20 protein-coding genes are annotated in these 22,391 nt (G+C 59.3%); 10 read left to right on the forward strand and 10 right to left on the reverse strand.

The features are described 5' to 3' along the window. Positions 1 to 6: 6 nt before the first annotated feature. Positions 7 to 390: a DUF2069 domain-containing protein gene (locus G5306_RS08560; protein WP_421312733.1), complete on the reverse strand. Its 384-nt coding sequence runs from the start codon at positions 388 to 390 to the stop codon at positions 7 to 9. After that, on the reverse strand, positions 387 to 737 hold the full coding sequence (arsC, locus tag G5306_RS08565; RefSeq protein WP_304520777.1) for an arsenate reductase (glutaredoxin): 351 nt from the start codon (positions 735 to 737) through the stop codon (positions 387 to 389). The genes G5306_RS08560 and arsC overlap by 4 nt, the downstream gene beginning before the upstream one ends. Positions 738 to 797: 60 nt before the next feature. On the opposite strand from arsC, the gene G5306_RS08570 reads away from it, so the two are divergent. Further along, positions 798 to 1,280: a TlpA disulfide reductase family protein gene (locus tag G5306_RS08570; RefSeq protein ID WP_319920544.1), complete on the forward strand. Its 483-nt coding sequence runs from the start codon at positions 798 to 800 to the stop codon at positions 1,278 to 1,280. A gap of 96 nt (positions 1,281 to 1,376) precedes the next feature. On the opposite strand, the gene G5306_RS08575 is transcribed toward G5306_RS08570, so the two are convergent. Continuing rightward, the gene (locus G5306_RS08575; RefSeq protein ID WP_367948931.1) at positions 1,377 to 2,831 is read right to left on the reverse strand and encodes a M48 family metalloprotease; all 1,455 of its coding nucleotides are present in this window, start codon (positions 2,829 to 2,831) and stop codon (positions 1,377 to 1,379) included. A gap of 121 nt (positions 2,832 to 2,952) precedes the next feature. Here G5306_RS08575 and G5306_RS08580 point away from each other — a divergent pair, with 121 nt between their 5' ends. The 3 genes from G5306_RS08580 to G5306_RS08590 are packed head-to-tail and all read left to right on the forward strand — an operon-like array spanning position 2,953 to position 5,124. Further along, on the forward strand, positions 2,953 to 3,186 hold the full coding sequence (locus tag G5306_RS08580; protein WP_042029966.1) for a sulfurtransferase TusA family protein: 234 nt from the start codon (positions 2,953 to 2,955) through the stop codon (positions 3,184 to 3,186). A 25-nt stretch (positions 3,187 to 3,211) separates the two neighbouring features. Next, entirely contained in the window at positions 3,212 to 4,282 is a 1,071-nt protein-coding gene (locus G5306_RS08585) for an AI-2E family transporter (protein ID WP_208736499.1), read from the forward strand. A gap of 35 nt (positions 4,283 to 4,317) precedes the next feature. Beyond that, complete coding sequence (locus G5306_RS08590) at positions 4,318 to 5,124, forward strand: MipA/OmpV family protein (protein WP_421312734.1); 807 nt, start codon at positions 4,318 to 4,320, stop codon at positions 5,122 to 5,124. Positions 5,125 to 5,235: 111 nt separating this feature from the next. On the opposite strand, the gene G5306_RS08595 is transcribed toward G5306_RS08590, so the two are convergent. Then, a complete protein-coding gene (locus tag G5306_RS08595) occupies positions 5,236 to 6,036 on the reverse strand; it encodes an alpha/beta fold hydrolase (RefSeq protein ID WP_421312735.1) in 801 nt (266 codons plus the stop codon). 128 nt (positions 6,037 to 6,164) lie between these two features. Between G5306_RS08595 and ppk2 the strand changes: the two genes are divergently transcribed. Continuing rightward, positions 6,165 to 6,980: a polyphosphate kinase 2 gene (ppk2, locus tag G5306_RS08600; protein WP_421312746.1), complete on the forward strand. Its 816-nt coding sequence runs from the start codon at positions 6,165 to 6,167 to the stop codon at positions 6,978 to 6,980. Between the two features lie 112 nt (positions 6,981 to 7,092). On the opposite strand, the gene G5306_RS08605 is transcribed toward ppk2, so the two are convergent. From G5306_RS08605 to yejK, 5 genes are all read right to left on the reverse strand, one after another. Further along, positions 7,093 to 8,229 (reverse strand): ABC transporter ATP-binding protein, encoded by a 1,137-nt coding sequence (locus tag G5306_RS08605; protein WP_005333867.1) that lies wholly within the window; start codon positions 8,227 to 8,229, stop codon positions 7,093 to 7,095. Between the two features lie 68 nt (positions 8,230 to 8,297). Next, positions 8,298 to 9,188: a maltose ABC transporter permease MalG gene (gene malG, locus G5306_RS08610; protein WP_005333868.1), complete on the reverse strand. Its 891-nt coding sequence runs from the start codon at positions 9,186 to 9,188 to the stop codon at positions 8,298 to 8,300. 12 nt (positions 9,189 to 9,200) lie between these two features. Beyond that, on the reverse strand, positions 9,201 to 10,853 hold the full coding sequence (malF, locus tag G5306_RS08615) for a maltose ABC transporter permease MalF (RefSeq protein WP_005333870.1): 1,653 nt from the start codon (positions 10,851 to 10,853) through the stop codon (positions 9,201 to 9,203). Positions 10,854 to 10,928: 75 nt separating this feature from the next. Beyond that, positions 10,929 to 12,110 (reverse strand): maltose/maltodextrin ABC transporter substrate-binding protein MalE, encoded by a 1,182-nt coding sequence (gene malE, locus G5306_RS08620; protein ID WP_005333871.1) that lies wholly within the window; start codon positions 12,108 to 12,110, stop codon positions 10,929 to 10,931. 395 nt (positions 12,111 to 12,505) lie between these two features. After that, entirely contained in the window at positions 12,506 to 13,555 is a 1,050-nt protein-coding gene (gene yejK, locus G5306_RS08625) for a nucleoid-associated protein YejK (RefSeq protein ID WP_421312736.1), read from the reverse strand. Positions 13,556 to 13,628: 73 nt separating this feature from the next. Here yejK and G5306_RS08630 point away from each other — a divergent pair, with 73 nt between their 5' ends. Next, positions 13,629 to 13,856, forward strand: coding sequence for a YejL family protein (locus G5306_RS08630; protein WP_005344699.1), 228 nt, complete (start codon positions 13,629 to 13,631; stop codon positions 13,854 to 13,856). A gap of 48 nt (positions 13,857 to 13,904) precedes the next feature. After that, entirely contained in the window at positions 13,905 to 15,755 is a 1,851-nt protein-coding gene (locus G5306_RS08635; protein WP_421312737.1) for a DUF3413 domain-containing protein, read from the forward strand. A gap of 85 nt (positions 15,756 to 15,840) precedes the next feature. On the opposite strand, the gene G5306_RS08640 is transcribed toward G5306_RS08635, so the two are convergent. Further along, positions 15,841 to 16,707, reverse strand: a complete 867-nt coding sequence (locus G5306_RS08640) for a MetQ/NlpA family ABC transporter substrate-binding protein (protein WP_421312738.1) — start codon at positions 16,705 to 16,707, stop codon at positions 15,841 to 15,843. A gap of 522 nt (positions 16,708 to 17,229) precedes the next feature. On the opposite strand from G5306_RS08640, the gene G5306_RS08645 reads away from it, so the two are divergent. From G5306_RS08645 to G5306_RS08655, 3 genes are all read left to right on the forward strand, one after another. After that, positions 17,230 to 19,104 (forward strand): S8 family serine peptidase, encoded by a 1,875-nt coding sequence (locus G5306_RS08645; protein WP_421221642.1) that lies wholly within the window; start codon positions 17,230 to 17,232, stop codon positions 19,102 to 19,104. Positions 19,105 to 19,119: 15 nt separating this feature from the next. Continuing rightward, a complete protein-coding gene (locus G5306_RS08650; protein ID WP_216980322.1) occupies positions 19,120 to 19,581 on the forward strand; it encodes a serine protease chaperone in 462 nt (153 codons plus the stop codon). A 420-nt stretch (positions 19,582 to 20,001) separates the two neighbouring features. Then, a complete protein-coding gene (locus G5306_RS08655; RefSeq protein ID WP_421312739.1) occupies positions 20,002 to 22,383 on the forward strand; it encodes a beta-glucosidase in 2,382 nt (793 codons plus the stop codon). Positions 22,384 to 22,391 lie beyond the last annotated feature (8 nt).

Consider the following 22,391-nt stretch of genomic DNA (forward strand, 5'->3'; position numbering starts at 1 on the left):
TTTTCATCAGTTGGCTTCGTCTTTCTTTTTGCGAATGCTTAAGCCAAGTTCGCGACCACGCAGTCGGGCGTAATAGATGGTGCCGATAAAGGCGAGAGTGGTGAAGACCAGCTCCACCACCGCCAGCCACCGCTCCCCCTCATCCGTGGTGATCAGGGTGAGGGCGTGGAGGAAATAGGGCATCAACACGAAGTTGCCCCAGGCGTGGGTGTAGGGGTTGCCCTGCACTATCCCCTTGAGAGGGAAGAGCAGCGGCACCGTCCAGATCACCGGCAGCAGCCAGGGGTTGAGGTCCGGATGGGGCGACAGCCACAGATGCCAGAGGATGACCCAGCCAAGCAGGCCGAAGAAGCCGACCAGGGTCAGCCAACGTGCGAAGCGGGTGTTCACTTGAGGATCTCCAGCACCTGCTCCGGTGGGCGACCAATACGGGCCTGACCATTCTTGATGACAATGGGGCGCTCGATCAGCTTGGGATGCTGGTGCATGGCGCTAATAAGGGCATCACTGCTGACATCGGCCAATCCCAGCTCCTTGTAGAGATCCTCCTTGGTGCGCATCAGCTGGCGGGGATCGTTAAAGCCGAGCAGAGAGAGCAGGTTGCGGATCTCATCTTCGCTCGGGGCCTGCTCCAGATAGAGCACCACATCAGGGGCGATCCCGTGCTGTTCCAGCAGGGCCAGGGTTTCGCGACTCTTGGAGCAGCGCGGATTGTGGTAGATTTGGGTCTCGCTCATGGTAACTCCCTGATTAATCGCAAGATGGGACTAGAAACGGCGCTATTGTAGGGGAAAGTGATGGTCAGGGTAAGCGGCAGTGGAAAGGAATTGAAACGAATTTGTTGGCTGATTGTGGCTGGCCTGCTGGGCGCATGCACACCTGCCCCCGAATTTACCGATGCAACAGGGCAGTCGGTCAGACTGCGCCACTTTGCCGGCAAGCCGCTGCTGGTCAACTACTTCGCCCCCTGGTGCGCCCCCTGCCTGCGGGAGATGCCGCGCCTCAACAGGCTGGCAGCGGAGGGCCAGATCACAGTGGTGGCCATCAACTACGACCCGACCACCCCAGCAGAGCTGGACGAACTGGCTGCGCAGTACCACATCAAGGTGCCCCTCCTTATTGCCAATGAAGATGCCAGGCTTACCTTCCCTCGACCAAGCGGCTTGCCCACCAGCTATCTGCTTGATAGCGAGGGCAAGCTCAAGCAGACGCTGGTCGGCGAGCTCGACCAGCAGCAGATCGAGATGCTCAAGGCGACCGCCAGCAGCATGAGTCACTAGCCCATCGCTGCTATCACCGTCCCCCACATCAACGCCACCGCCATAAACAGCAAGGGCGCACCAGAGTGCGCCCTTGCTGTTGGCAATAACCTCTCATTACCCCTTGAGGCTGTCGAGATCCTTCTTGGCTCGCTCCAGCTCGGTGATGCGAGCCTCCAGTCGGGCCAGAGTCATCCGGTCACTGGTGGTGCCGCGCGCCACGATCAGCTCGTCGATAGCCGCCTGATAATCACCGCGCAGGGAGAGGATTTCAGCCCGCGCCATATGCAGCTCGGTCATTCTGCCCGCCTTGCGATAGGCGTCGGAGAGCAGGTTCCAGGCCAGATTGTTCTCCTCATGCGCGCGGGCATAGGGGTCGAGGATGGCGATGGACTTCTTGTAGTTGCCGCTTTCGAGATAGGCGTTGCCAAGGTTGACCACCACCACCTCGTTGTCCGGCATCTGGCTGCGGAACTTCTCGAGGCGCGCGATGGCCTGGGCACTGCGTCCCTTGGCCAGGTCGATGTCGGTCTGGGCATCGACGATAAAGAGATCTTCCGGATGACGGGTGGCCAGCTCCTTCATCAGCGTGTCCGCTTCGTCGGTGCGTTTGAGCTGGATCAGCGCCAGCGCCTTGCCGTAGATGGCGGCATCCTTGAGCGGATAATCCCCTTTCTGGATCCGGCTATCGAAGTAACTCAGCATCCCCTGCGGGGTATCGGTGCCATAGCGCACCTGAATGCGCACCTTGGCCAGCCAGAAGTCGAGGCTCGGCGGCAAGTCGCGGCGGCCATAGCTGCTCGCCCGGGCACGGGCCTCGCTGATCCGGGTCTCCGGCAGCGGGTGAGTCAGCAGCATTTCTGGCGGCTTGCTGGCATAGCGATACTCGGCAGCCAGTTTCTGGAAAAAGTTGGCCATCCCCATGGGATCGAAACCGGCATCGTAGAGGGTCTTCATGCCGATCCGGTCCGCTTCGTATTCGTTGTCGCGGGTGTAGTTGATGGCAGACTGCATGGAGAGGCCCAGCGTGGTCTGCAACGCGGCGATACCGGCGGTCGGGTTGATCACCGCCAGTGCGATGGAGCCCACCAGACCGGCCAGAGTCACCGCCGAGCTGCTTGCCTGCGCTTCCATATAGCGGGCGATGTGGCGCTGGGTCACGTGGGTGATTTCGTGGGCCAGTACCGAGGCGAGCTCGCTCTCGCTGTCGGCGTAGAGGAACAGGCCGGTGTGCACCTTGACCCGCCCGCCAAGGAAGGCGGCCGCGTTGATGCTGGGATCATTGATGAGGAAGAAGGTAAACGGGAAACGCACCCCATCGGCGTTGGAGAGCAGGCGCTGCCCCAGATCGTCGATATATTGGCTCAACACGGGATCATCGATGATCGGCAAACCGGCACGGGCAAAGCGCATGAAGGCGTTGCCGTAGCGTACCTCCTGCTCGATGGGCAGGGCCGAGACCCCGGCGGTGCCTATGTCGGGAAGCTGATTGTTCGCCTCGGCATGAAACGTGGCGCCCATCAGGGAAGCCAGCAGGGGAAGTGATGCCATCAGGGGGGAAAAGCGTGCCACGTTATCTCTATCTCCATCAGAAAGGGCCTCGGCAGAATACCCTTGCCCATCAAGGGCTACAAGCGTTGTTTCATGCTCTTATCACGGCCATAATAGCGGCCATCTGCGTGATGGAGCCCCCATGGAATATCTCGACCTGACCCCCTGGCGCTGTCCCGAGCCGCTGATCCGGCTCAAGCTCTGGTTGCGGGAGGCCAAAACCGGTCAAACCGTGACCATACGACTGGCCGATGCGGGCTCACGGCAGGATATTCCGGCCTATCTGCAGCGTCTAGGCCACGGGGTCATTCTCACTCCGGAGCCGGATAATACCCTCTCTTTGCAGCTGGTTGTCGGGGCGACACAGCCATCTTGAGCCCCTGTCGTGTAAGGATGCAGTCATGTTAGAAGTCTTGAAGCGCTGGTATCAGACCCGGTTCTCCGATCCCGATGCCGTTACCCTCTTCCTGTTGCTGGTCTTCTGCTTTGCCATTATCTGGCTGTTTGGCGATCTGCTGGCCCCCCTGCTGGTGGCGCTGGTGATGGCCTACCTGCTGGAGTGGCCGGTGGCCCGGCTGCAAAAGGCGGGGCTATCGCGCACCCTGGCCACCAGCGTCATTCTGCTCCTCTTTATTACGGTGGCGGTCGCCGCCCTGTTGGGCCTTATCCCGACCCTGGTCAGTCAGGGGATCAATCTGGCCAAAGAGGCGCCGGCCATGCTGACTCACGCTCAGGATTATGTCCGCACCCTGCCTGACCGCTATCCCGAACTCATCGACGTCAGTCTGGTGGAGACCGTCATCGACAATATCCGCCAGCGCATTCTCAGCGGCGGCGAGCATCTGGTGAGCGCCTCGCTCAGCTCGCTGGTGAACGTGGTCGCCATCATGATCTACCTGATCCTGGTGCCACTGATGGTCTTCTTCATGCTCAAGGACAAGCGGGTCTTGATGGGCAGCCTGCGCCGCTTCCTGCCGCGCAACCGCACCCTGGTCAACCGGGTGTGGGTCGAGATGAACAACCAGATCATCAACTACATCCGCGGCAAGGTGATCGAGATCCTGATCGTCGGCATCGCCACCTATGTCCCCTTCGCCCTGATGGGGCTGCGTTATTCGGTGCTGCTGGCTGTCGCGGTCGGCTTCTCGGTGCTGATCCCCTACATAGGTGCTGCCGTGGTGACGGTGCCGGTGGCCATGGTCGCCCTGTTCCAGTGGGGCCTCACTCCGGAGTTCGCCTGGCTGATGGTGGCCTATCTGGTCATTCAGGCCCTCGATGGCAACCTGCTGGTACCGGTGCTCTTCTCGGAGGCAGTCAACCTCCATCCGGTCGCCATCATCATCGCCGTGCTGGTTTTTGGCGGATTGTGGGGATTCTGGGGGGTCTTCTTCGCCATTCCCCTCGCCACCCTGGTCAAGGCGGTGATCAATGCCTGGCCGAAACGCGAAGATCTGCCGAGCGCCGCAAAATAACCCACTTCCCATAGAATCGTGACAACGGAGTGTCCATGACCTTTTTTCGTCAAATCAGAACGGCAGGGCTGACGGCCCTGCTCCTCGCTGCCGCCCTGCCCGCCCGCGCCGATATCGATCTTGGCGCCATGGATCTGCTCACCAGCGACAGCCCAACCAGTCCGGTGCCACAAGGCTTTGTCGCCGGTGCGGCGCTCATCGGGGGGCAGGCCCGTTATGAAGCACAAGATAACAGCCTCTACGCCATCCCGGGCTTTATCTACTTCGGCGACGACTTTATGTTTCTGGGGGATCGGGCTCGCTACTACTTCCACAAGGATGAGAACGTGGCCCTCTACGGCTATGGCCGGGTCCGTTTTGGCAATCTGGATCCCGAGGATTCGCCCGCCTTCAGCGGCATGGAGCAGCGAAAATGGCAGCTGGAAGGCGGGATCGGTGGCAACATCATCACCCCCTATGCCCTGCTGACCGTGCGGGCCAACAGCGATGTCACCGGCCGCAGCAAGGGGCAGGAGCTGCTGCTGTGGGCCGACTTCCCCATCCTGCGCGACAACCTGCTGATCATGCCGGGGATGGGGCTGATGCTGCGCAGCGACAAGATGGCCAACTACTACTTCGGCGGCATCTCCGAGAGCGAGGCGACTGCCCAGCGGCCCGCTTGGGATACCGGTACCACCCTATCCCCGATGGCGGCCCTCATCACCAGCTACCGCTTCAGCCCCAACTGGATTGGCATGTTTGCCATGAACTACGAATGGTATGATCGGGACATCAAAAACAGCCCCATCGTCCAGCACGATGGCGAGCTCTATGCGGGTTTTGCGCTGGGCTATATCTGGTAACGGTTATGAGTCTTGAACCGTGAGACACGACCAAACAAAAGGGAGCCCTCGGCTCCCTTTTTCACGACCATCAGGCTGGTAGTACAGCCTGCTCAAGCTGCCAATTCAGGCTTACAGCGCCGCCAGAAACTCGGTCAGTTGCTGATTGACGAAGGCCGGATTTTCCAGCGACGAGATGTGGCCAGCCATCGGGATCTCCCTGAACGGGCAACCCAGCATCTCGGCCATCAGATAGCCCTCCAGCACCGGACGCGCCTTGTCCTCGCAGCCGGTCATCACCAGTGCGGGAGTGGTGATCTCCTCCAGCCACTCGATACGATCTTCGCGGGTCACAAAGCTGCGGCCCACCGCCACCATGGCGGCGATCTTCTCATTTGGCCAAGCAGCCAGACGCGCCTTGAAATCGGCCAGCAAGTCGGTATCGGGCTGGTTGGCAAAGAAGATAGGCGCCACCTGTTCGATGATGGGCGCCGGCACGGTGCCGAGCTGCTCGATCATCGCCAGCATGCCGAGGTAGCGCTCGCAGGTGATCTGGGGCTCGAGGCCGACAAAACTGTCCATCAGCACCAGACCCTTAAGGCGGTTTGGCACCATGCGCGCCAGCTCAACACCCCACATGCCGCCGATGGAGAGGCCCACCAACACGAACTCCTCAATGCCGAGGGCATCGAGCAGCGCCAGGTGATCCCGCGCCAGAGTCGCCAGGGTGCAGCTACCTTTGGGGAGCAGGTCGGAATCACCGTGGCCCCACAGCTCGGGGACGATGCAGCGATAGCTGCCCTTGAACGCCTCGATTTGCGGCGCCCACATGGCGCTGTCCCACAGATAGCTGTGGCCAAACAGCAGTACCGGCCCTTGCCCTTCGTCCAGATAGGCCATCCGGCGGCCCGCTATCTCCATAAAATGCTTCATGTTATCTCCTGTTGCCAGCGATGGGCGGGCAGTGTATCACGTCCCCCTTGGCAGGTGACGCCTCCCTGGTGCAAGCTGACAGTGACTCAAAGAAGTCACCCATGAAAGGATGCCAAAAGGAGAAGCCCATGGCGAAGGAGAAGAGCAAGAAGCGGCCGCGTCTGGACAAGAAGTGCTACGAGCACCACCTTGCCCATCTGCAGGAGGAGCTGGTCAAGCTGCAGGAGTGGGTCAAGCAGGAGGGGTTAAAGGTGGTGGTACTGTTCGAGGGACGGGACGCTGCCGGCAAGGGGGGGGTCATCAAGGCGATCACCGAGCCCCTCAACCCCCGGGTCTGCCGGGTCACGGCGCTGCCCGCCCCCTCAGACAGGGAGCGCTCCCAGTGGTACTTTCAGCGTTATGTGGCCCACCTGCCCGCCGCCGGCGAGATGGTGCTGTTTGACCGCTCCTGGTACAACCGCGCCGGGGTAGAGCGGGTGATGGGCTTTTGCAGCGACGCCGAATATCGCGAGTTTCTGCGCGCCTGCCCCGAGTTCGAGCGGATGCTGATCCGCTCCGGCATCACCCTGATCAAATACTGGTTCTCGGTCTCTGATGAGGAGCAGGAGAAGCGCTTCAAGGAGCGGATCAACACCCCCATCAAGCGCTGGAAGTTCAGCCCGATGGATCTGCAGTCCCGCTCGCGCTGGGTCGAATACTCCCGCGCCAAGGATGACATGTTTACCTACACGGATACACAAGACAGCCCCTGGTTTGTGGTGGAGGCGGACGACAAGCGCCGTGCCCGTCTCAACTGCATCGCCCATCTGCTGGGCAAAGTGCCCTACGAGGCGATCCACTACGAGCCCATCAAGCTCCCCCCGATCAAGACCGAAGGGTATGAGCGCCCGCCGCTGGCCAGCCAGACCTTTGTGCCCGATATTACCGCCGAACTCGAGGCTTGAACCGGGTTACCTTGCTTACCTGCATGTTCAAATCGCAGGCAATAAAAAGCCGGTCTGACGACCGGCAAAAAGGCATTGATTATTAAGAAAGGAAAACCAGCACAACAAAAAATCAGGTACGGATATATTTGGCGGTACGGGGGAACGCCTGCTCCTTGGCATCGAACAGGTAGCAGGCTTCGGCCGGGATACCCACGCTGTAGGTCTGACCGGTCGCCACATCCACATCCGAGGTGGCCTTGACGGTAAAATCGTGACCATCCACATCCATATAAACGAATGACTCGGCGCCCAGGTGCTCGGCCACCTGCACGATCCCGCTCACCTTGCTGTGTGCATGGGGGTGATCCAGCGGCATCAGATGCTCGGGGCGAATGCCCAGCTCCACCTTGTCACCCACAGCGCCACTGCGGGCATCGACCCGAGCCCGCACGGTATCGCCAGAGGTCAACTTGACCAGGCACTCCTGCTCGCCAATCTCCAGCAACTCGCCCGCCAGGAAGTTCATCTTGGGAGAGCCGATAAAGCCCGCCACGAACTTGTTGTCCGGGTTGTGGTAGAGATCCAGCGGTGAACCGAACTGTTCCAGGTTGGTGGCAGCTTCGGCCTTGAGCGGGCTCAGCACCACAATCTTGTCGGCCAGGGTCATGGCTTCCACCTGATCGTGGGTCACGTAGATGATGGTGGAGTTGAGCTCCTTGTGCAGCTTGGCGATCTCGATGCGCATCTTGACCCGCAGCGCGGCATCCAGGTTGGAGAGCGGTTCGTCAAACAGGAACACCTGCGGCTGCTGCACGATGGAGCGACCGATGGCGACACGCTGACGCTGACCACCGGAGAGCGCCTTGGGCTTTCTGTCCAGCAGCGGCTCAAGACCCAGGATCTCGGCGGCGCGCATCACCCGCTTGTGGATGTTCTCCTTGTCCATCTTCTTGAGCTTCAGACCAAAGGCCATGTTCTCGTAGATGTTCATGTGCGGATAAAGGGCGTAGGACTGGAACACCATGCCGACGTTGCGCTCTACCGGCGGTACGTCGTTCATGTAGCGACCGCCGATGGTCAGCTCACCGCTGGTGATGTCTTCCAGACCCGCGATCATCCGCAGCAGGGTGGATTTACCGCAGCCGGACGGGCCGACGAATACGATGAATTCGCCCTCCTTGATGGAGAGGTTGATGTTGCGCAGGGTGTCCTTGTGAACAGCCGGATCGTAATTTTTGCGAACGTTGTTGAGTACTACTTCAGCCATGACGAGCTCCGCTCTTGAATCTTTGCAAATCGTGATAGCGGGGGGAGTCAGCTCCCCCGGCCATAAACTTAACCTTTCACACCACCAGCAGTCAGACCGCCAACCAACCAGCGTTGTGCCAGCAGGAACACCACTGTGATGGGGAAACCGGAAAGCACTGCGGCCGCCGCGAAATCACCCCATAGATAGTTCTGCGGATAGAGGTACTGCTGGGCCCCGACCGCCAGGGTCAGATTGTTCACATCCTGCAGCAGGATGGAGGCCATGGGCACCTCGGTAATGGAACCGATAAAGGCCAGAATAAACACTACCGCCAGGATGGGCACCGACAGGGGCAACAGGATCAGACGGAATGCCTGCCACGGGGTCGCACCGTCGATGGCCGCCGCCTCCTCCAGGGAGGAGTCGATGGTCTCGAAGTAGCCCTTGATGGTCCAGACGTGCAGGGCAATCCCCCCCATGTACGCCAGGATCAGGCCACCGTGGGTGTTGAGACCGAGCCAAGGGATGTAGTCACCAATCTTGTTAAAGAGCGCGTAGATGGCTACCAGCGCCAACACCGCCGGGAACATCTGGAAAATCAGCATGCCCTGCAGGATGGTGGACTTGCCACGAAAACGCAGGCGGGCAAAGGCGTAAGCACAGGTGGTGGAGAGCGTCACGATCATCAGGGCAGTGATGCCGGCGATCTTGATGGAGTTCCACAACCAGGTCAGCACCGGGAACGGCGGCGGCGTGATGCTGCCGTCGGCGTTGGTGATGGACATGCCCAGCGCCAGCTTCCAGTGATCCAGCGTCGGATTGGAGGGGATGATCTCCCCTACCGCGAAGTTACCGTTACGGAACGAGATGGCGATAACCATGATCAACGGGAAGATGATCAACGCCAGGAAGCCCCACATGACCAGGTGGGTTGCCCACACCCGGTATTTGACTGATTTGGGTTGTACGATTGCCATGTTGAAGCCTCCTTACAGCTGCTTGTCGGCTTTGGACAATTTCAGGTTGAGCAGCGCCAGCGCACCCACGATGAGGAAGATGGCTGTGGCGATGGCACTGGCCAGACCGTAGTCCTGACCACCCGATCCCTGGAACGCAATCCGGTAGGTATAACTCACCAGCAAGTCGGTGGTACCGGCTGGGGTGCTGGCACCGATGATGTCGGGCGCACCGTTGGTCAACAACTGGATAAGCACGAAGTTGTTGAAGTTGAAGGCGAACGAGGCAATCAACAGCGGTGTCAGCGGCTTCATCAGCAGCGGCACGGTGATCTTGAAGAAGTTCTGTACCGGACCGGCACCGTCCATGGCGGACGCTTCATAAAGATCTTCCGGAATGGCTTTGAGCAGGCCCATGCAGAGGATCATCATGTAGGGGTAGCCGAGCCAGGTGTTTACAATCAGGATCATCACCTTGGCCAGGAAGGGGTTGGTATACCAGTCCGGCTTGATGCCAAACGCCGCTTCCAGGAACATGTTGATCTCACCGAAGTTCTGGTTGAACAACCCCTTGAACACCAGGATGGAGATAAACGCCGGGATCGCATAGGGCAGGATTAACATGACCCGATAGAAACCACGCCCCTTGAGCTCTTCCCACTGCACCAGACAGGCCAGCACCATGCCGATAGCCAAGGTGAAAGCGACGGAGCAGGTTGAGAAGATCACGGTCCAGATGAAGATCTGCAGGAAGGGTGACTGGATGCCCGGATCGGTGACGATGCGCGCGAAGTTCTTCCAACCGACGCTCACCACAAAGCCCGGAGCAATACCCTTGCCGACAAACTGACCCTGTTCGTCGATGTACTGATAGAAGCCGGTCTCACCATTGGGCAGCATCAACTCGCCATTCTGGGTATCACGCAGCAGGTTGCTGTCTTTGATCACCACGCCGGACTTGAGCACGGCACCATCCATCAGACGGGTGTAGTGCTGCTTCTGGGCGGCAAACTTGCGCAGGCTGCTCAGGGTCAGGTGGGTACCGCCATCCGGCAGCACCAGATCAAGGTCACTCAGGTGAGTACGATGCTCAACAATGGCGCGGATCGGTGCGGCCTTGCTGGCCGCTTCGCCAGTGAAGGGCTGCAGCTCGACCACTTGCTGGGTGTTCTGCACACGGCCCTCGCGGGACGCCAGCTCACGGGCCTTGTTGGTCATCAGGGAAACAGGTTGGCTGATAAAGGATTGATCATCCTGTGTCAGCAGCAGCTGGAACTGGCCGTTGTCGCCACCCAGCAGGGTAAAATCGAATTCACCGCCCGCCACCTTGTAGGTTTTCTTCAGGTGGTAGTCCCGCGCCTGCTCCACGGAGAGCAAGTTGGACCCCGAATAGTTGGTGAAGGCAATGCCAATGGTGTAGGCAAGAGGGAAGATGATAAACACAACCATGCCCGCAACACCCGGAAAGATGTAGCGATGGGCATAGGTCTTCTTGTTCATGAAGACATACAGACCGACGGAAACCACCACCAGATCCAGCAGCGCGAATACCCACTCGCCACTGGCGTACATCATCACGGCTGCGTAGCCGTTGAGGATGGCAACCAGGGCCGCTATGGTCCACTTAAGCCAGGTGTGCTTATCCTTCGGACCGGCATAGGACTCAACAGAAGGTACTACTTCCATGCCAATTAACCTTTATAACGCCAAGAGAGATTTGAGAGAGTGGGAGGCCATGACGGCCTCCCGGGTAGTGCGTGCTTACTGAACGATACGCTTGGCAGCGGTATCCAGTGCTTCGTCAACACCCTGACGACCGGAGGTCACGTTCTTGAGGGCAGTTTCGAAGGAAGACCAGAAACGGCTCATCTCGGGAACGGATGGCATCGGCTCGCCAGCCTGGGCGTTCAGCATGGTGGCCTTGATGTGCGGATCGGATTCCAGGGTCTTCTGGAAGGATTTCAGCGCAACGGCCCCCAGCGGCTTGTCGGCGTTAACCGGCGCCAGACCGGCATCGGTCAGCAGGTAGTTTTCCAGGAACTCGATAGCCAGATCCTTGTTCGGGCTGGCAGCGTTGATGGTGGCACCCAGTACGCCAACGAAGGCTTTGGCCGGCTTGCCGTTCAGGGTCGGCAGCGGCGCTACACCGTACTTGATGCCGCTCTTGTCCAGGTTGCTCCAGGCCCAGGGACCATTGATCATCATGGCCACTTCGCCCTTGTTAAACTTGGCGTCCATCACACCGTAGTCGATGCCTTTTTCCAGGTGACCAGACTTGATCATCTCGGAGATGTAGCCCACGCCCATCTTGGCACCTGCATTGTTCACGCCGGTATCTTTGACGTCATAACCGGTAGCGGTTTTCTTGAAGGCGTAACCACCGTTGGCAGCCACCAGCGGATAGCTGAAATACGGGGTGTCATAAGCCCACATGATGGCGCGCTTGCCGTTTTTCTTCAGAGTCTCGTCAATCTTGGCGATCTCTTCGAAGGTTTTCGGCGGCTCGGGCAGCAGGTCCTTGTTATAAATCAGGCTGACTGCTTCCATGGCAACCGGGTAGCCATAGGTTTTGCCATCAACAGTCATGGCATCCCATGCCAGCTGTTCAAATTTGCCTTTGGTGGCAGCGTTCGGCGTTACCGGAACCAGCAAACCGGCTTTGACCCACTCACCGTAACGGTCGTGAGCCCAGAAGAAGATGTCCGGGCCGTTGCCAGTGGCGGCGGCTTGCTGGAATTTCACTTCAACCTGATCCGGGTGAGCCACAGTAACCTTGATGCCGGTTTCTGCTTCAAACTTCTTACCCACTTCAGCCAGACCGTTGTATCCCTTGTCACCGTTGATCCAGATGGTCAGCTGGCCTTCATCGATGGCAGCAGTAGCAGAGCAAGCGACGCCAAGAGTGGCCAGACCGATCAGGGATGACAGCAATTTCTTTTTCATGAGCCTTTCCTTGTATTAGTTCCGCGCTGTAAGAGCATTGTGTGCGAGATGAATATTATCCCAAGCGGCAAACGGCTCACATGACGCAACTCGCATTTTTGAAATGCAATTACGTATTTCCTTCCAGAAAGTTTTGAAAACATTTTCTTATTTCAGGGGGTTAGCGCCATTTATTGGCATATTTCTCGCCAACACAAGAAATTAAATTACCAAATAGAAATAAAAAGACATGAATGAAAGGGTTTTCACCTCATTGAAAACCCTTTCACATGGATAATTCTGTTTAATTTGTTAACAAAGCACCGAGTTGCTTTCGCTACCCCCTGCCCCATTAAATAAAAAGACACCGCAGCGAACTGCGGTGTCTTTTTGCCAAAAATGAAGGCCGGATCACATTATGACTGGCGCAGCAGCTGATCCTTGAGATTGGGCGGCACCCCCTTGATGGTCAGGGTATCGGTCTGCGGGTCATAAAACACCCGGCTGTTCAACAGTTTCTGCTCAAAGCTCAAAGTCAGGCCGCCGCCGGAGCCGACAAACTTGGTCAAGCCGCGCAGGGTAGAGCGATCAGCCGGGAAACGCTCTTCCAGCTCATACTCCTGACCGATAAAGCTGTAAAAATCGAGATCGCCATCGCCGGGCAATTCCGCTGACAGCTCCTTGATTTCGATCTCTTCACCGGCGCTCGCCTGCTCGGTGCAATATTTGAAGACCTGCTTTTTATAGTCATTGCGCTCGGTCGGTTCGAGCTGGCGACTGTCGCAATAATCTTCTACCGCCTGCAGCAAGCCTTTATTTTGCACCTTGGCATCCATCCCCTCGCGGGCCCCCAGCAGATCCATAAAGAAGTCGCCCAGTTTGCGACCGATACGCCCCTTGCTGAAGGTGATATAGCGGCGCGAATCCGGTTGGGTTTTCCATTCGGTCAAATCGATGCGAGCCACCAGATTGAGTTTGCCGATATCCAGATACTGGATGTGGCGCAATTCCAGCGCTTCGCTGACGGTGACGCTCTCCTTGCCTTCCAGCAGAGCGATCATCAGGTAATCAACCCCCACATAGTTGTACTTGGCAAACAGCAGTACCCCCTGCTCGTCGAGGGCATGTTCCACCAGTTGCCTGACCAGCAGCCGGGTCATCTCCACCGAGAAGGGGACGAATTCGAGCTGCTCGTCGAGCAGTTGTTCGAGGGCGATACGAAACGCGGGTGAAGGCTGCTTGGGAGCCTCTTCACCGTCGGCCAGCTCGGCGACGGCGGCCTCGGGGTCGGCAAAGAAGCCAAAGCCCTTGCCGCCCTTGCCGTTGTAGATCCGATGCAGTTCCGCCATCAGTCCCTGTACCGCCTCATCAGGGGGCAGGGTCTGGCTGCGGGTATCGGCGTGGGGTTGACCATCGCCGCCCTGGCGCAAGGAGTGAAGAATGATCTTGTCGATATCGAGACTCATGTCACAAAGCCATAGTGTTAGCCGAAAGGGTGAAGTATTATAAGGCGCTTTGAACCGAGATGAACTGAAGATTATGCCCATCGTATCAAAGTACAATAACGAGCAGTTTGACGCCCTGATGAACGACCTGATCACCGCCCTGGAAAAGCATAAAGCGCCGGTGGATCTCAGTTTGATGGTGCTTGGCAACCTAACCACCAATATCATCAATGGTATGGCTCCGGCACAGCGCCAGGCCATCACAGAAAAGTTTGTCCAGGCCCTGACCGCATCGGTCGATAACCGCCATGACACACACTGAGTCCTGCGACTCTGTTGATTTGACGTTTCTCAACGCAGATGGATCACTATGGTCGAAACCGGTAACCCCTATCGTGATAATGTCTCTCGCCTGATCACCTGGGGGCATTGGTTCTCCTTCTTCAACATCATTCTGGCCATGCTGATTGCAACCCGCTATCTGGGTGCCATCAACTGGCCGTCGACCACGCTTGGCGTGGTCTATCTCGTTGTAAGCTGGATTGGCCACTTCTCGTTTCTGAGTTTTGTCACCTACCTGTTGACGATCTTCCCGCTCAGCTTCGTGCTGCCCAAGGAGAAGTCGTTGCGGTTCATCTCGGCCATCATCGCTACCCTGGCGCTGGTGCTGCTGCTGATCGACACCCAGGTATTCCGGCTGTTCAAGTTCCACCTCAACAGTCAGGTATGGCAGTTGCTGCTGGATCAGGCGCAAACCGAAGAGGGCTCAATCTGGAGCATCATCTTCGTTGCCGTGCCCACCATCTTCCTGCTGCAACTGCTGCTGTCGGCCTATGTCTGGCGCAAGATCAACAAGCGCAAGCGCCGCCAGTACGGCAATCAGGTGGGGCTGGCCCTGCTGATCTGCTTTATTCTGACCCACGTGGTCAACAGCTGGGCGGATGCGACCCTCTATCAGCCCATCACCATGCAGAGAGCCAACTTCCCCCTCTCCTACCCCATGACGGCCCGCTCCTTCCTGGCCAAACATGGCTGGCTGGATCTGGATCAGTACGAGAAGCAGGCGGCCTCCCAGGGGGATAACAGCGACAGCCGGATGCACTATCCGCTGCGCCCGCTCAACGTCAACGCCCCCCTGACTCACAACAATCTGCTGATTGTGGTGGTCGATTCGCTGCGCTTTGACATGCTCAACAACATCAACATGCCCAATCTGCAGCGCTATGCGGATCAGCATCTGACGTTCCGCAATCACCTGAGTGGCGGCAACGACGACCTGATGGGCATGTTCAGCCTCTTCTACGGGTTGCCCGGTCACTACTACAAGGACATCAGCAGCGACAAGCGTCCGCCAGTGCTGTTCGACGAGATGCTGCGCCAGGATTACCAGTTCGGGCTGTTCGGCGCGATGGAAGATGCCCAGAAGTATCGCAAGAGCATCCTCGCCGGTCTGCGCAAACAGGTGTTTGTCTCCGAACAGAGTGACGATGGCAAGCTGCTGACCGACTGGCAACAGTGGCTGGAGAAGCGCTCTCCCGAGCGTCCCTGGTTCTCGCTGGTCTATCTCTCGAGCCCCGGCGACTACCAGTTGCCCGCCACCATGAAGGGGCCGTTCCAACCGGAGCTCGCCAACTTCAATCCGGCGACCGCCTATCGGGCGGAGAACCTGCAAAAACTGGAGAACCGCTACAAGAACTCGGTCTTCTATACCGACCAGTTGCTTGAGCAGATGCTGACCAAATTGCAGTCGCAGGGGATGGACAGCAACACCATAGTCGTGATCACCTCCAACCACGGTCAGGAGTTCAACGACACCCGCAGCAACAGCTGGGGCGCAGGCAGCAACTACTCACCCTATCAGGTGCAGGTACCGCTGGTACTGGCCTGGCCGGGGCGCGGCAGTGATGTTCGGGAACAACCAAGCAGCCATTTCGATCTGGCGCCGACCCTGATGCAGGGGATGCTGGGCGTGCGCAATCCGGCGCGCGATTACAGCGTTGGCCGCTCGCTGTTTGATACCAGCCCGCGCAACTGGCTGCTGGCCGGGGATCAGAACGACTTCGCCATCTATGAAGGGGACACCATCACCCACTTCAACAAGCAGGGTGACTTCGAACTGCTGGAACGCAACAGCTATCGCCCGATCAAGCACGGCACCCCGGATATGGGCGCCATGATCCAGGTGATGAACGAGCTGAACCGCTTCTATCGCAACCAGTGAAGCGCCCGTTGATGGCTTGCTACCATAAAAAACGCCCCGAATTCGGGGCGTTTTTCGTTGTATAGTCGTGCCACGTTCACGACTGTTAGCCACCCCACCCTTGCGGGTACTTGTAGCCGACGAAACGCTTGGCTGCATAGGCTTTGAAAGCCGCCGAGTTGTAGGCCGCCGCCACATCTTTGGCAAACGGCTGATCCGCATCTGCGCTTTTCACCACCACCCAGTTGATAAAATCGTAGCTGCGCTCCAGAAACAGTCCTTCACTGAACGGGATTCCGCTGGAGGCGGCAAAATTACCGTTGATCACCGAGAAGTCCACATCCTCGCGCGAGCGGGGCAACTGCGCAGCTTCCAGCAGTACCAGCTTGAGATTGTGCGGATTGTTCACCACATCAAACTCGCTCGCCTTGAGCGGGTTTATCCCCTCCTTGAGAGTGAGCCAACCAAGATCCTGCAGCATCAGCAGCGCCCGAGCCTGATTGGTGGGATCGTTGGGGATGGCCACCGTGCTCCCCTCTTTCACCTTGTCGAGTGCTGCCAGCTTGCCGGAGTAGAGCCCCATAGGGCCGGTTGGCACCTGGGTAATGGGTGCCAGCGACAAGCCGCGATCTTTGGCAAAACTCTCCAGATAAGGTTTGTGCTGGAAGCAGTTCACATCCAGTGATCCGTCAGCCAGAGCAATATTGGGGGTCACATAGTCGGTGAACTCCACCAGCTTGACCTTGTACCCCTTGGCCTCCAGCTGCGGCTGGATGGAGTCGGTCACCATGTCGGCAAAATCCCCCACCGTAGTACCAATCACAATCTCCTGTTTGGTCGGCAAGGGCGCATCGGCGGCAACCGCGGAAAAAGAGAGGCTCCCGACCGCTATCGCGGCAATAAAGGTGCTGGCGCCAGCAGTGGCACGCAAGGAAGCAGTAAAAAGAGAAGATAAGAAGGAACGAAACGGCATAGGGACTCCCTGTCAGGTACGCATCAAGCTATGGGACTGCGGCGGGGTGGCTCTCAGAGATTAAGCCCCTCAAACCGCAGCAATCTAGCCATCCAAACGGCTATTTCAATTACCATAACAGAGCCATCCACCGCCGCCAAGCAATAAACCGCTGGTTCCACCTCATCACCCTTGCTGTCACCCCCGAATGCATAGCTGCACTCACGTTGGCACACACAACCATGCCGCTCACGTTCAAGAGCGCACGAGCTCCCTTCAGGATTACCCCGAATCAAGATGGCTGCGGCGAAGGAGAGTCGCGAGAGGAGTGAATTACAGATAAAAAGATCAGTAGTGAGCGGTGAGAACCATTCTCAATAGAACACATAACCAGCGTCATTGGAATACCTACCATAAATCAGATCGGATTTCTTTGAACCTCATTGCGTTTTTTGAAAATGGCTCTTTTTGAACCCCTACCACCCGTGTATAGATTTCCGTCGCACTCAGGATGGTGCGATCCAAGATGGAGTTAAAAAAATAATGAAGCAAACATCGTTAGCACTGGCGATCACAGCATTGCTGTCGACCCTGCCCAGTGCGCTCGTTCAGGCAAATGAAGGTTGTGCGCCGCTCACCGGCAAGGAGAGCGGCATGGATATCGGACGCAGCAGCACCGAGCGCTGCCTGCCAGGTACCAATCCCCTGCAGGATCAGCAGTGGTATCTGCTCAACAGCGGCCAGGATGGATTCAGCGCCCGTGGCGGTATAGCGGGCAATGACCTCAACCTCTGGTGGGCTCATCGCACCGGCGTGCTGGGCCAGGGAGTCAATGTGGCCGTGGTGGATGATGGTCTGGCCATCGCCCACCCGGATCTGGCGGAGAACGTGCGTCCGGGTTCGAAAAACGTGGTAACCGGCAGCGATGACCCGACACCGACCGATCCGGATACGGCCCACGGCACCTCGGTCTCCGGCATTATTGCGGCGGTAGACAACGCCATCGGTACCAAGGGGATAGCCCCGCGAGCCCAGCTGCAGGGATTCAACCTGCTGGATGACAACAGCCAGCAGTTGCAGAAGGATTGGCTCTACGCCCTTGGCGACAGCGATGCCAGTCGCGACAACCGGGTGTTCAACCAGAGCTACGGCATGAGTGTGGTGGATCCCCGCTCTGCCAACTCTCTGGATCAATCCCAGCTTGATCGTCTGTTTGAACAGCAGACCCTCAAGGCGCAGGGCGCGGCCTATATCAAGGCCGCCGGCAACGGCTTCAACAAGATAGCGGCGGGCGGCTATGTGCTTAACCGCACCGGCAATGGCCCCAAATTGCCGTTTGAAAACAGCAACCTCGATCCCTCCAACAGCAACTTCTGGAACCTGGTGGTGAGCGCGCTCAACGCCGATGGCGTCAGATCCTCCTACTCCAGCGTCGGCAGCAACATCTTCCTGAGCGCGACCGGCGGCGAATACGGTACCGACTCTCCGGCGATGGTGACCACGGATCTGCCCGGCTGCGACATGGGTTACAACCGCACCGACGATCCCAGCACCAACCGGCTGCACGGCAACCCGCAACTGGATGCCAGCTGCGACTACAACGGTGTGATGAACGGCACCTCCTCCGCCACCCCCAGCACCTCCGGCGCCATGGCGCTGCTGATGTCCGCCTACCCGGATCTGTCGGTACGTGACCTGCGGGATCTGCTGGCGCGCAGCGCAACCCGGGTCGATGCCACACAGAAACCTGTGATGGTCAGCTACACCAGCAGCACCGGCAAGGTGCGTGATATGAAAGGGCTGGAAGGGTGGGAGCGCAATGCCGCCGGCATGTGGTTCAGCCCGACTTACGGTTTTGGTCTGATTGACGTCAACAAGGCCCTTGAGCTGGCAGCCAATCACCAGCCCCTCCCCCCGCTGGTACAGCTGCCATGGCAGAAGATCAATGTCACCGGCAGTGCCGCCACTATCCCGGATGTAGGCAACAGCCCGACCAGCTCGACAACCCGCATTGCCACACCATTGACGGTAGAAGCGGTTCAGGTGATGGTGAGTCTGGATCATCAGCGCCTGCCCGATCTGCTGATCGAACTGGTTTCCCCCGCCGGTACCCGCAGCATACTGCTGAACCCGCTCAACAGCCTGGTTGGCCAGTCGCTCGATCTGCAAAAGCTGGGTTATGTGCGTACCAAGGGCTTGCGTGACATGCGCCTGCTCTCCCACAAGTTTTATGGTGAACCGGCGCAAGGCACATGGCGACTGGAGGTAACCGACGTTGCCAACGGTACCCGTCAGGTCTCTCTGCTCAATCGCGAGACCCGTGAGCGCACCACCCTGACCGAGCGCAACAACCGCCAGCCAGGCAAGCTGATCGAGTGGTCCTTGCGGATCCTGGGTCACGACGCCAACCACAGCTAACAAGCGAGGAGTTTTATCATGAACAAACCGGTTACCTTACTGCTGGCCAGCCTGTTGGCCCCCCTCGCCCTTAATGCTGTGGCGGCAGAAGCCGTGACTCTGGAGGGCAAGCAGTACCGCACTATAGAGGTAAATGGCCAGACTTACCTCATCCCCGACCATGGCAGCAAGTCGCGAACCACCCGCAGTCTCGATGGCAAGGAACCGCTGCAGACCCTGCACCGTGGCGATGTGCTGATGCAGGGGGCCGCCAGCCCCGAGCTCACCGTCAGCGGCACCCTGCTGGTGGAAGCCGATGACAACCAGGCCAGCGCGCTGGCCAGCCGGCACGGCCTGCGCTTCAAGCAGAGCAGCGGCGGCATCGCCCTGCTGGAAGCCAAGCCGGGCACCGATCTGAACGCCGTCGCCACGGCGCTCAAGCAGGAGGGGGTCAAGGTACAGATTGAACTCGCCGGGGCCCTCAAACAGCCCAAGTGAGCCGTCCCGGGCCATTGCCCGGGCATATCAGCTGATCTTCGAGGGGGCCGCCGGCCCCCTCGCGTGTTGATCGCAGCCATCCTCATTGGCCGTCAGGCCATCCGTTTTCCCTCCTTCTCCCCTGCCCTTTCCCCTCTTGCCACCCCCACCTTTGCTTTGGCACCGCCTTTCGATGCGACCTTGCTCACAACTCGGCCCCCTTGCTCCCGCCGGCACATTTCTCGCTCCCTCGGGGCAAGGCAGCCATCGCCCGGCTTGTTAACCTGCCTGCAGCCAAACGCCGGCCCACCGGCCCGTTCGGCCTTCCTTGCGATATCCAATGGCAGCCGCCAGCAGAGCGGCCCAGCCCGGGCGGATGCCTTGCGCCCGGTGTCGATATCTCCTTTGTATTTTTATTCAGACAGTTACGAGGACGTCTTCATGCCTATCACCACAAAATTGAAAGCGGTTTCACTGGGTGTCAGCCTGGCGCTGGCCGGCCTGCTGGTCGGTTGCAACCAGAATGACTCGGATCCCCTGGTCAAGGACGATGCCTATTACCGCGGCCAGGCCGAGGCCATGGTGGCCAAGCTGACCCTGAGCGAGAAGCTGGACCTGCTCTCCGGCCCCGGTTACGGCAGTGCCAACGGCGCCATCAACGTCAAGCAGGACGTGCCCGGCGTGGCGGGTTACATCAACGGCGTGCTGCGCAGCGCGGACGGCATCGACATTCCGGCCCTCAAACTGGCGGACGGGCCGGCCGGGGTGCGGATCAACGCCAACCGCGACGGTGACAGCGCCAGCTACTACGCTACCGCCTGGCCCATCGGCTCGCTGCTCGCCTCCAGCTGGGACGTCAAGCTGGTCAAGGCCGTCGGCGAAGCCATGGGGGACGAGGTGCGCCAGTACGGGGTCGACATCCTGCTGGCTCCGGGCATGAACATCCAGCGCAACCCGCTCAATGGCCGCAACTTCGAGTACTACTCGGAAGATCCCCTGCTGACCGGCAAAATCGGCGCCGCCATGGTCAACGGGGTGGAGAGCAACGGGGTGGGCACCACCATCAAGCACTACTTCGGCAACAACTCCGAGACCAACCGCAACCAAATCAACGACATCGGCGAACCGAGAACCTTCCGCGAGATCTACCTGCGCGGCTTCCAGATAGCGGTAGACGAGGCCCAGCCCTGGGCGGTGATGACCTCCTACAACAAGGTCAACGGCACCTATGTCAACGAGCGCAAGGATGCGGTGACCGACCTTCTGCGCGGCGAGTGGAAGTTTGACGGCCTAGTCATGTCCGACTGGTTTGCCGGCGACGTGGCCAACAACGCCTACAAGCAGGTGCTGGCGGGGCAAGATTTGATCGAGCCGGGCAACGTCAAGGAGCAGTTGCAGCAATCCATCGCGCACGGCGATCTCGACGAGGGCAAGGTGAACGAGGCCGCCATCCACATCCTGACCCAGGTGATGAAGAGCCCCTCTTACAGCCAGTTGGCCATCAGCAACAGCCCGGATCTGACCGCCCATGCCAAACTGGCCCGTCAGGCCGGCGCCGAGAGCATGGTGCTGCTGCGCAACGAGGCCGCGGCCCTGCCGCTGGCGGCAAGCAGCACCCTGGCCAGCTTCGGCATCAATCAGATCAACACCTACAAGGGCGGCACCGGCAGCGGCGATGTGAACGCCGCCAGCACCACCACCATCGCGCAGGGACTAGCGGCACGCTTCCCGGTCAACGAGGCGTTGCAGAGCTACTACCGCGATTTTTACGAGAACAACAAGGTCTATCACGAGGGGCAATTTGGCGCCAAGGGCTACTACACCTGCGCCGAGGCGCCGATCAGCGGCGAGCTGGCGGCGCTGATCGCCAATGCGGCCGCCACCCAGCAAGCCGCCGTCATCAGCATTGGCCGCCAGGCCGGAGAAGGGGCGGATCGCAGCAGTGGCAAGGGGGACTATCTGCTCGGCGATGACGAGCGCGCCCTCATCGACGCGGTGAGCAGCGCCTTCCACGCCCAGGGCAAGAAGGTGGTGGTGGTGCTCAACGTCAACGGCGTCATCGATACCGCCCAGTGGAGCGACAAGGTGGATGGCATCCTGCTGGCCTACATGGCTGGCCAGGAGACCGGCCACGCGGTGGCGGACGTGCTCTCCGGCGCGGTCAACCCGAGCGGCAAGCTGGCCCAGAGCTTCCCGCACAGCTACGCCAGCGTTCCCTCCGCCGGCACCTTCCCGGGTGAGGACACCGACGGGGACGGCGAACCGGACGATCTCTACTACAACGAGGGGATCTACGTGGGCTATCGCTACTACAGCACCTTCGAGCAGGCGGTCTCCTACCCGTTCGGCTTCGGTCTCTCCTACACCAGCTTCAGCTACACCAGCCCCGCCATCGCCAGCAATACCCTGGCCGATGGTGCAACCGGCAGCCTGATGCTGACCGCCACCATCACCAATACCGGCGCCATGGCAGGCAAGGAGGCGGCCCAGGTCTATGTGACCGCCCCCGAGGTCAAGCTGAAGAAACCGCTCATCGAGCTCAAGGCCTTTGCCAAGACGGCGCAGCTGGCACCGGGGGCCAGCGAACAGCTGAGCTTCACCATTCCGGCCAGCATCCTCGCCAGCTTCGATGAGGCCAGCAACCAGTGGATCGTGGAGCCGGGCCGCTACAGCGCCTACATCAGCCCCTCATCGGATGTCTCCGCCAGCACGCCGGTCAGCTTCACGGTGAGCAAGGAGATCGTGGTGAGCAACACCACGCCGGGGGCACTGGCACTGCCGACCGGGGTGGATCCCGCCAGCGTCACCACCATCACCCGCTAACAAAGGCA

It is taken from the genome of Aeromonas sp. 603404, from assembly GCF_049171775.1.
GTDB classification, from domain to species: Bacteria; Pseudomonadota; Gammaproteobacteria; order Enterobacterales; family Aeromonadaceae; genus Aeromonas; species Aeromonas veronii_A.

Excerpts from the sequence above, each read along its gene's own strand:
- arsC (WP_304520777.1), bottom strand. The coding sequence starts at position 737 with ATGAGCGAGACCCAAATCTACCACAATCCGCGCTGCTCCAAGAGTCGC.
- G5306_RS08570 (WP_319920544.1), top strand. The coding sequence starts at position 798 with ATGGTCAGGGTAAGCGGCAGTGGAAAGGAATTGAAACGAATTTGTTGG.
- G5306_RS08580 (WP_042029966.1), top strand. The coding sequence starts at position 2,953 with ATGGAATATCTCGACCTGACCCCCTGGCGCTGTCCCGAGCCGCTGATC.
- G5306_RS08585 (WP_208736499.1), top strand. The coding sequence starts at position 3,212 with ATGTTAGAAGTCTTGAAGCGCTGGTATCAGACCCGGTTCTCCGATCCC.
- G5306_RS08590 (WP_421312734.1), top strand. The coding sequence starts at position 4,318 with ATGACCTTTTTTCGTCAAATCAGAACGGCAGGGCTGACGGCCCTGCTC.
- G5306_RS08595 (WP_421312735.1), bottom strand. The coding sequence starts at position 6,036 with ATGAAGCATTTTATGGAGATAGCGGGCCGCCGGATGGCCTATCTGGAC.
- ppk2 (WP_421312746.1), top strand. The coding sequence starts at position 6,165 with ATGGCGAAGGAGAAGAGCAAGAAGCGGCCGCGTCTGGACAAGAAGTGC.
- G5306_RS08605 (WP_005333867.1), bottom strand. The coding sequence starts at position 8,229 with ATGGCTGAAGTAGTACTCAACAACGTTCGCAAAAATTACGATCCGGCT.
- malG (WP_005333868.1), bottom strand. The coding sequence starts at position 9,188 with ATGGCAATCGTACAACCCAAATCAGTCAAATACCGGGTGTGGGCAACC.
- malF (WP_005333870.1), bottom strand. The coding sequence starts at position 10,853 with ATGGAAGTAGTACCTTCTGTTGAGTCCTATGCCGGTCCGAAGGATAAG.
- malE (WP_005333871.1), bottom strand. The coding sequence starts at position 12,110 with ATGAAAAAGAAATTGCTGTCATCCCTGATCGGTCTGGCCACTCTTGGC.
- yejK (WP_421312736.1), bottom strand. The coding sequence starts at position 13,555 with ATGAGTCTCGATATCGACAAGATCATTCTTCACTCCTTGCGCCAGGGC.
- G5306_RS08630 (WP_005344699.1), top strand. The coding sequence starts at position 13,629 with ATGCCCATCGTATCAAAGTACAATAACGAGCAGTTTGACGCCCTGATG.
- G5306_RS08635 (WP_421312737.1), top strand. The coding sequence starts at position 13,905 with ATGGTCGAAACCGGTAACCCCTATCGTGATAATGTCTCTCGCCTGATC.
- G5306_RS08640 (WP_421312738.1), bottom strand. The coding sequence starts at position 16,707 with ATGCCGTTTCGTTCCTTCTTATCTTCTCTTTTTACTGCTTCCTTGCGT.
- G5306_RS08645 (WP_421221642.1), top strand. The coding sequence starts at position 17,230 with ATGAAGCAAACATCGTTAGCACTGGCGATCACAGCATTGCTGTCGACC.
- G5306_RS08655 (WP_421312739.1), top strand. The coding sequence starts at position 20,002 with ATGCCTATCACCACAAAATTGAAAGCGGTTTCACTGGGTGTCAGCCTG.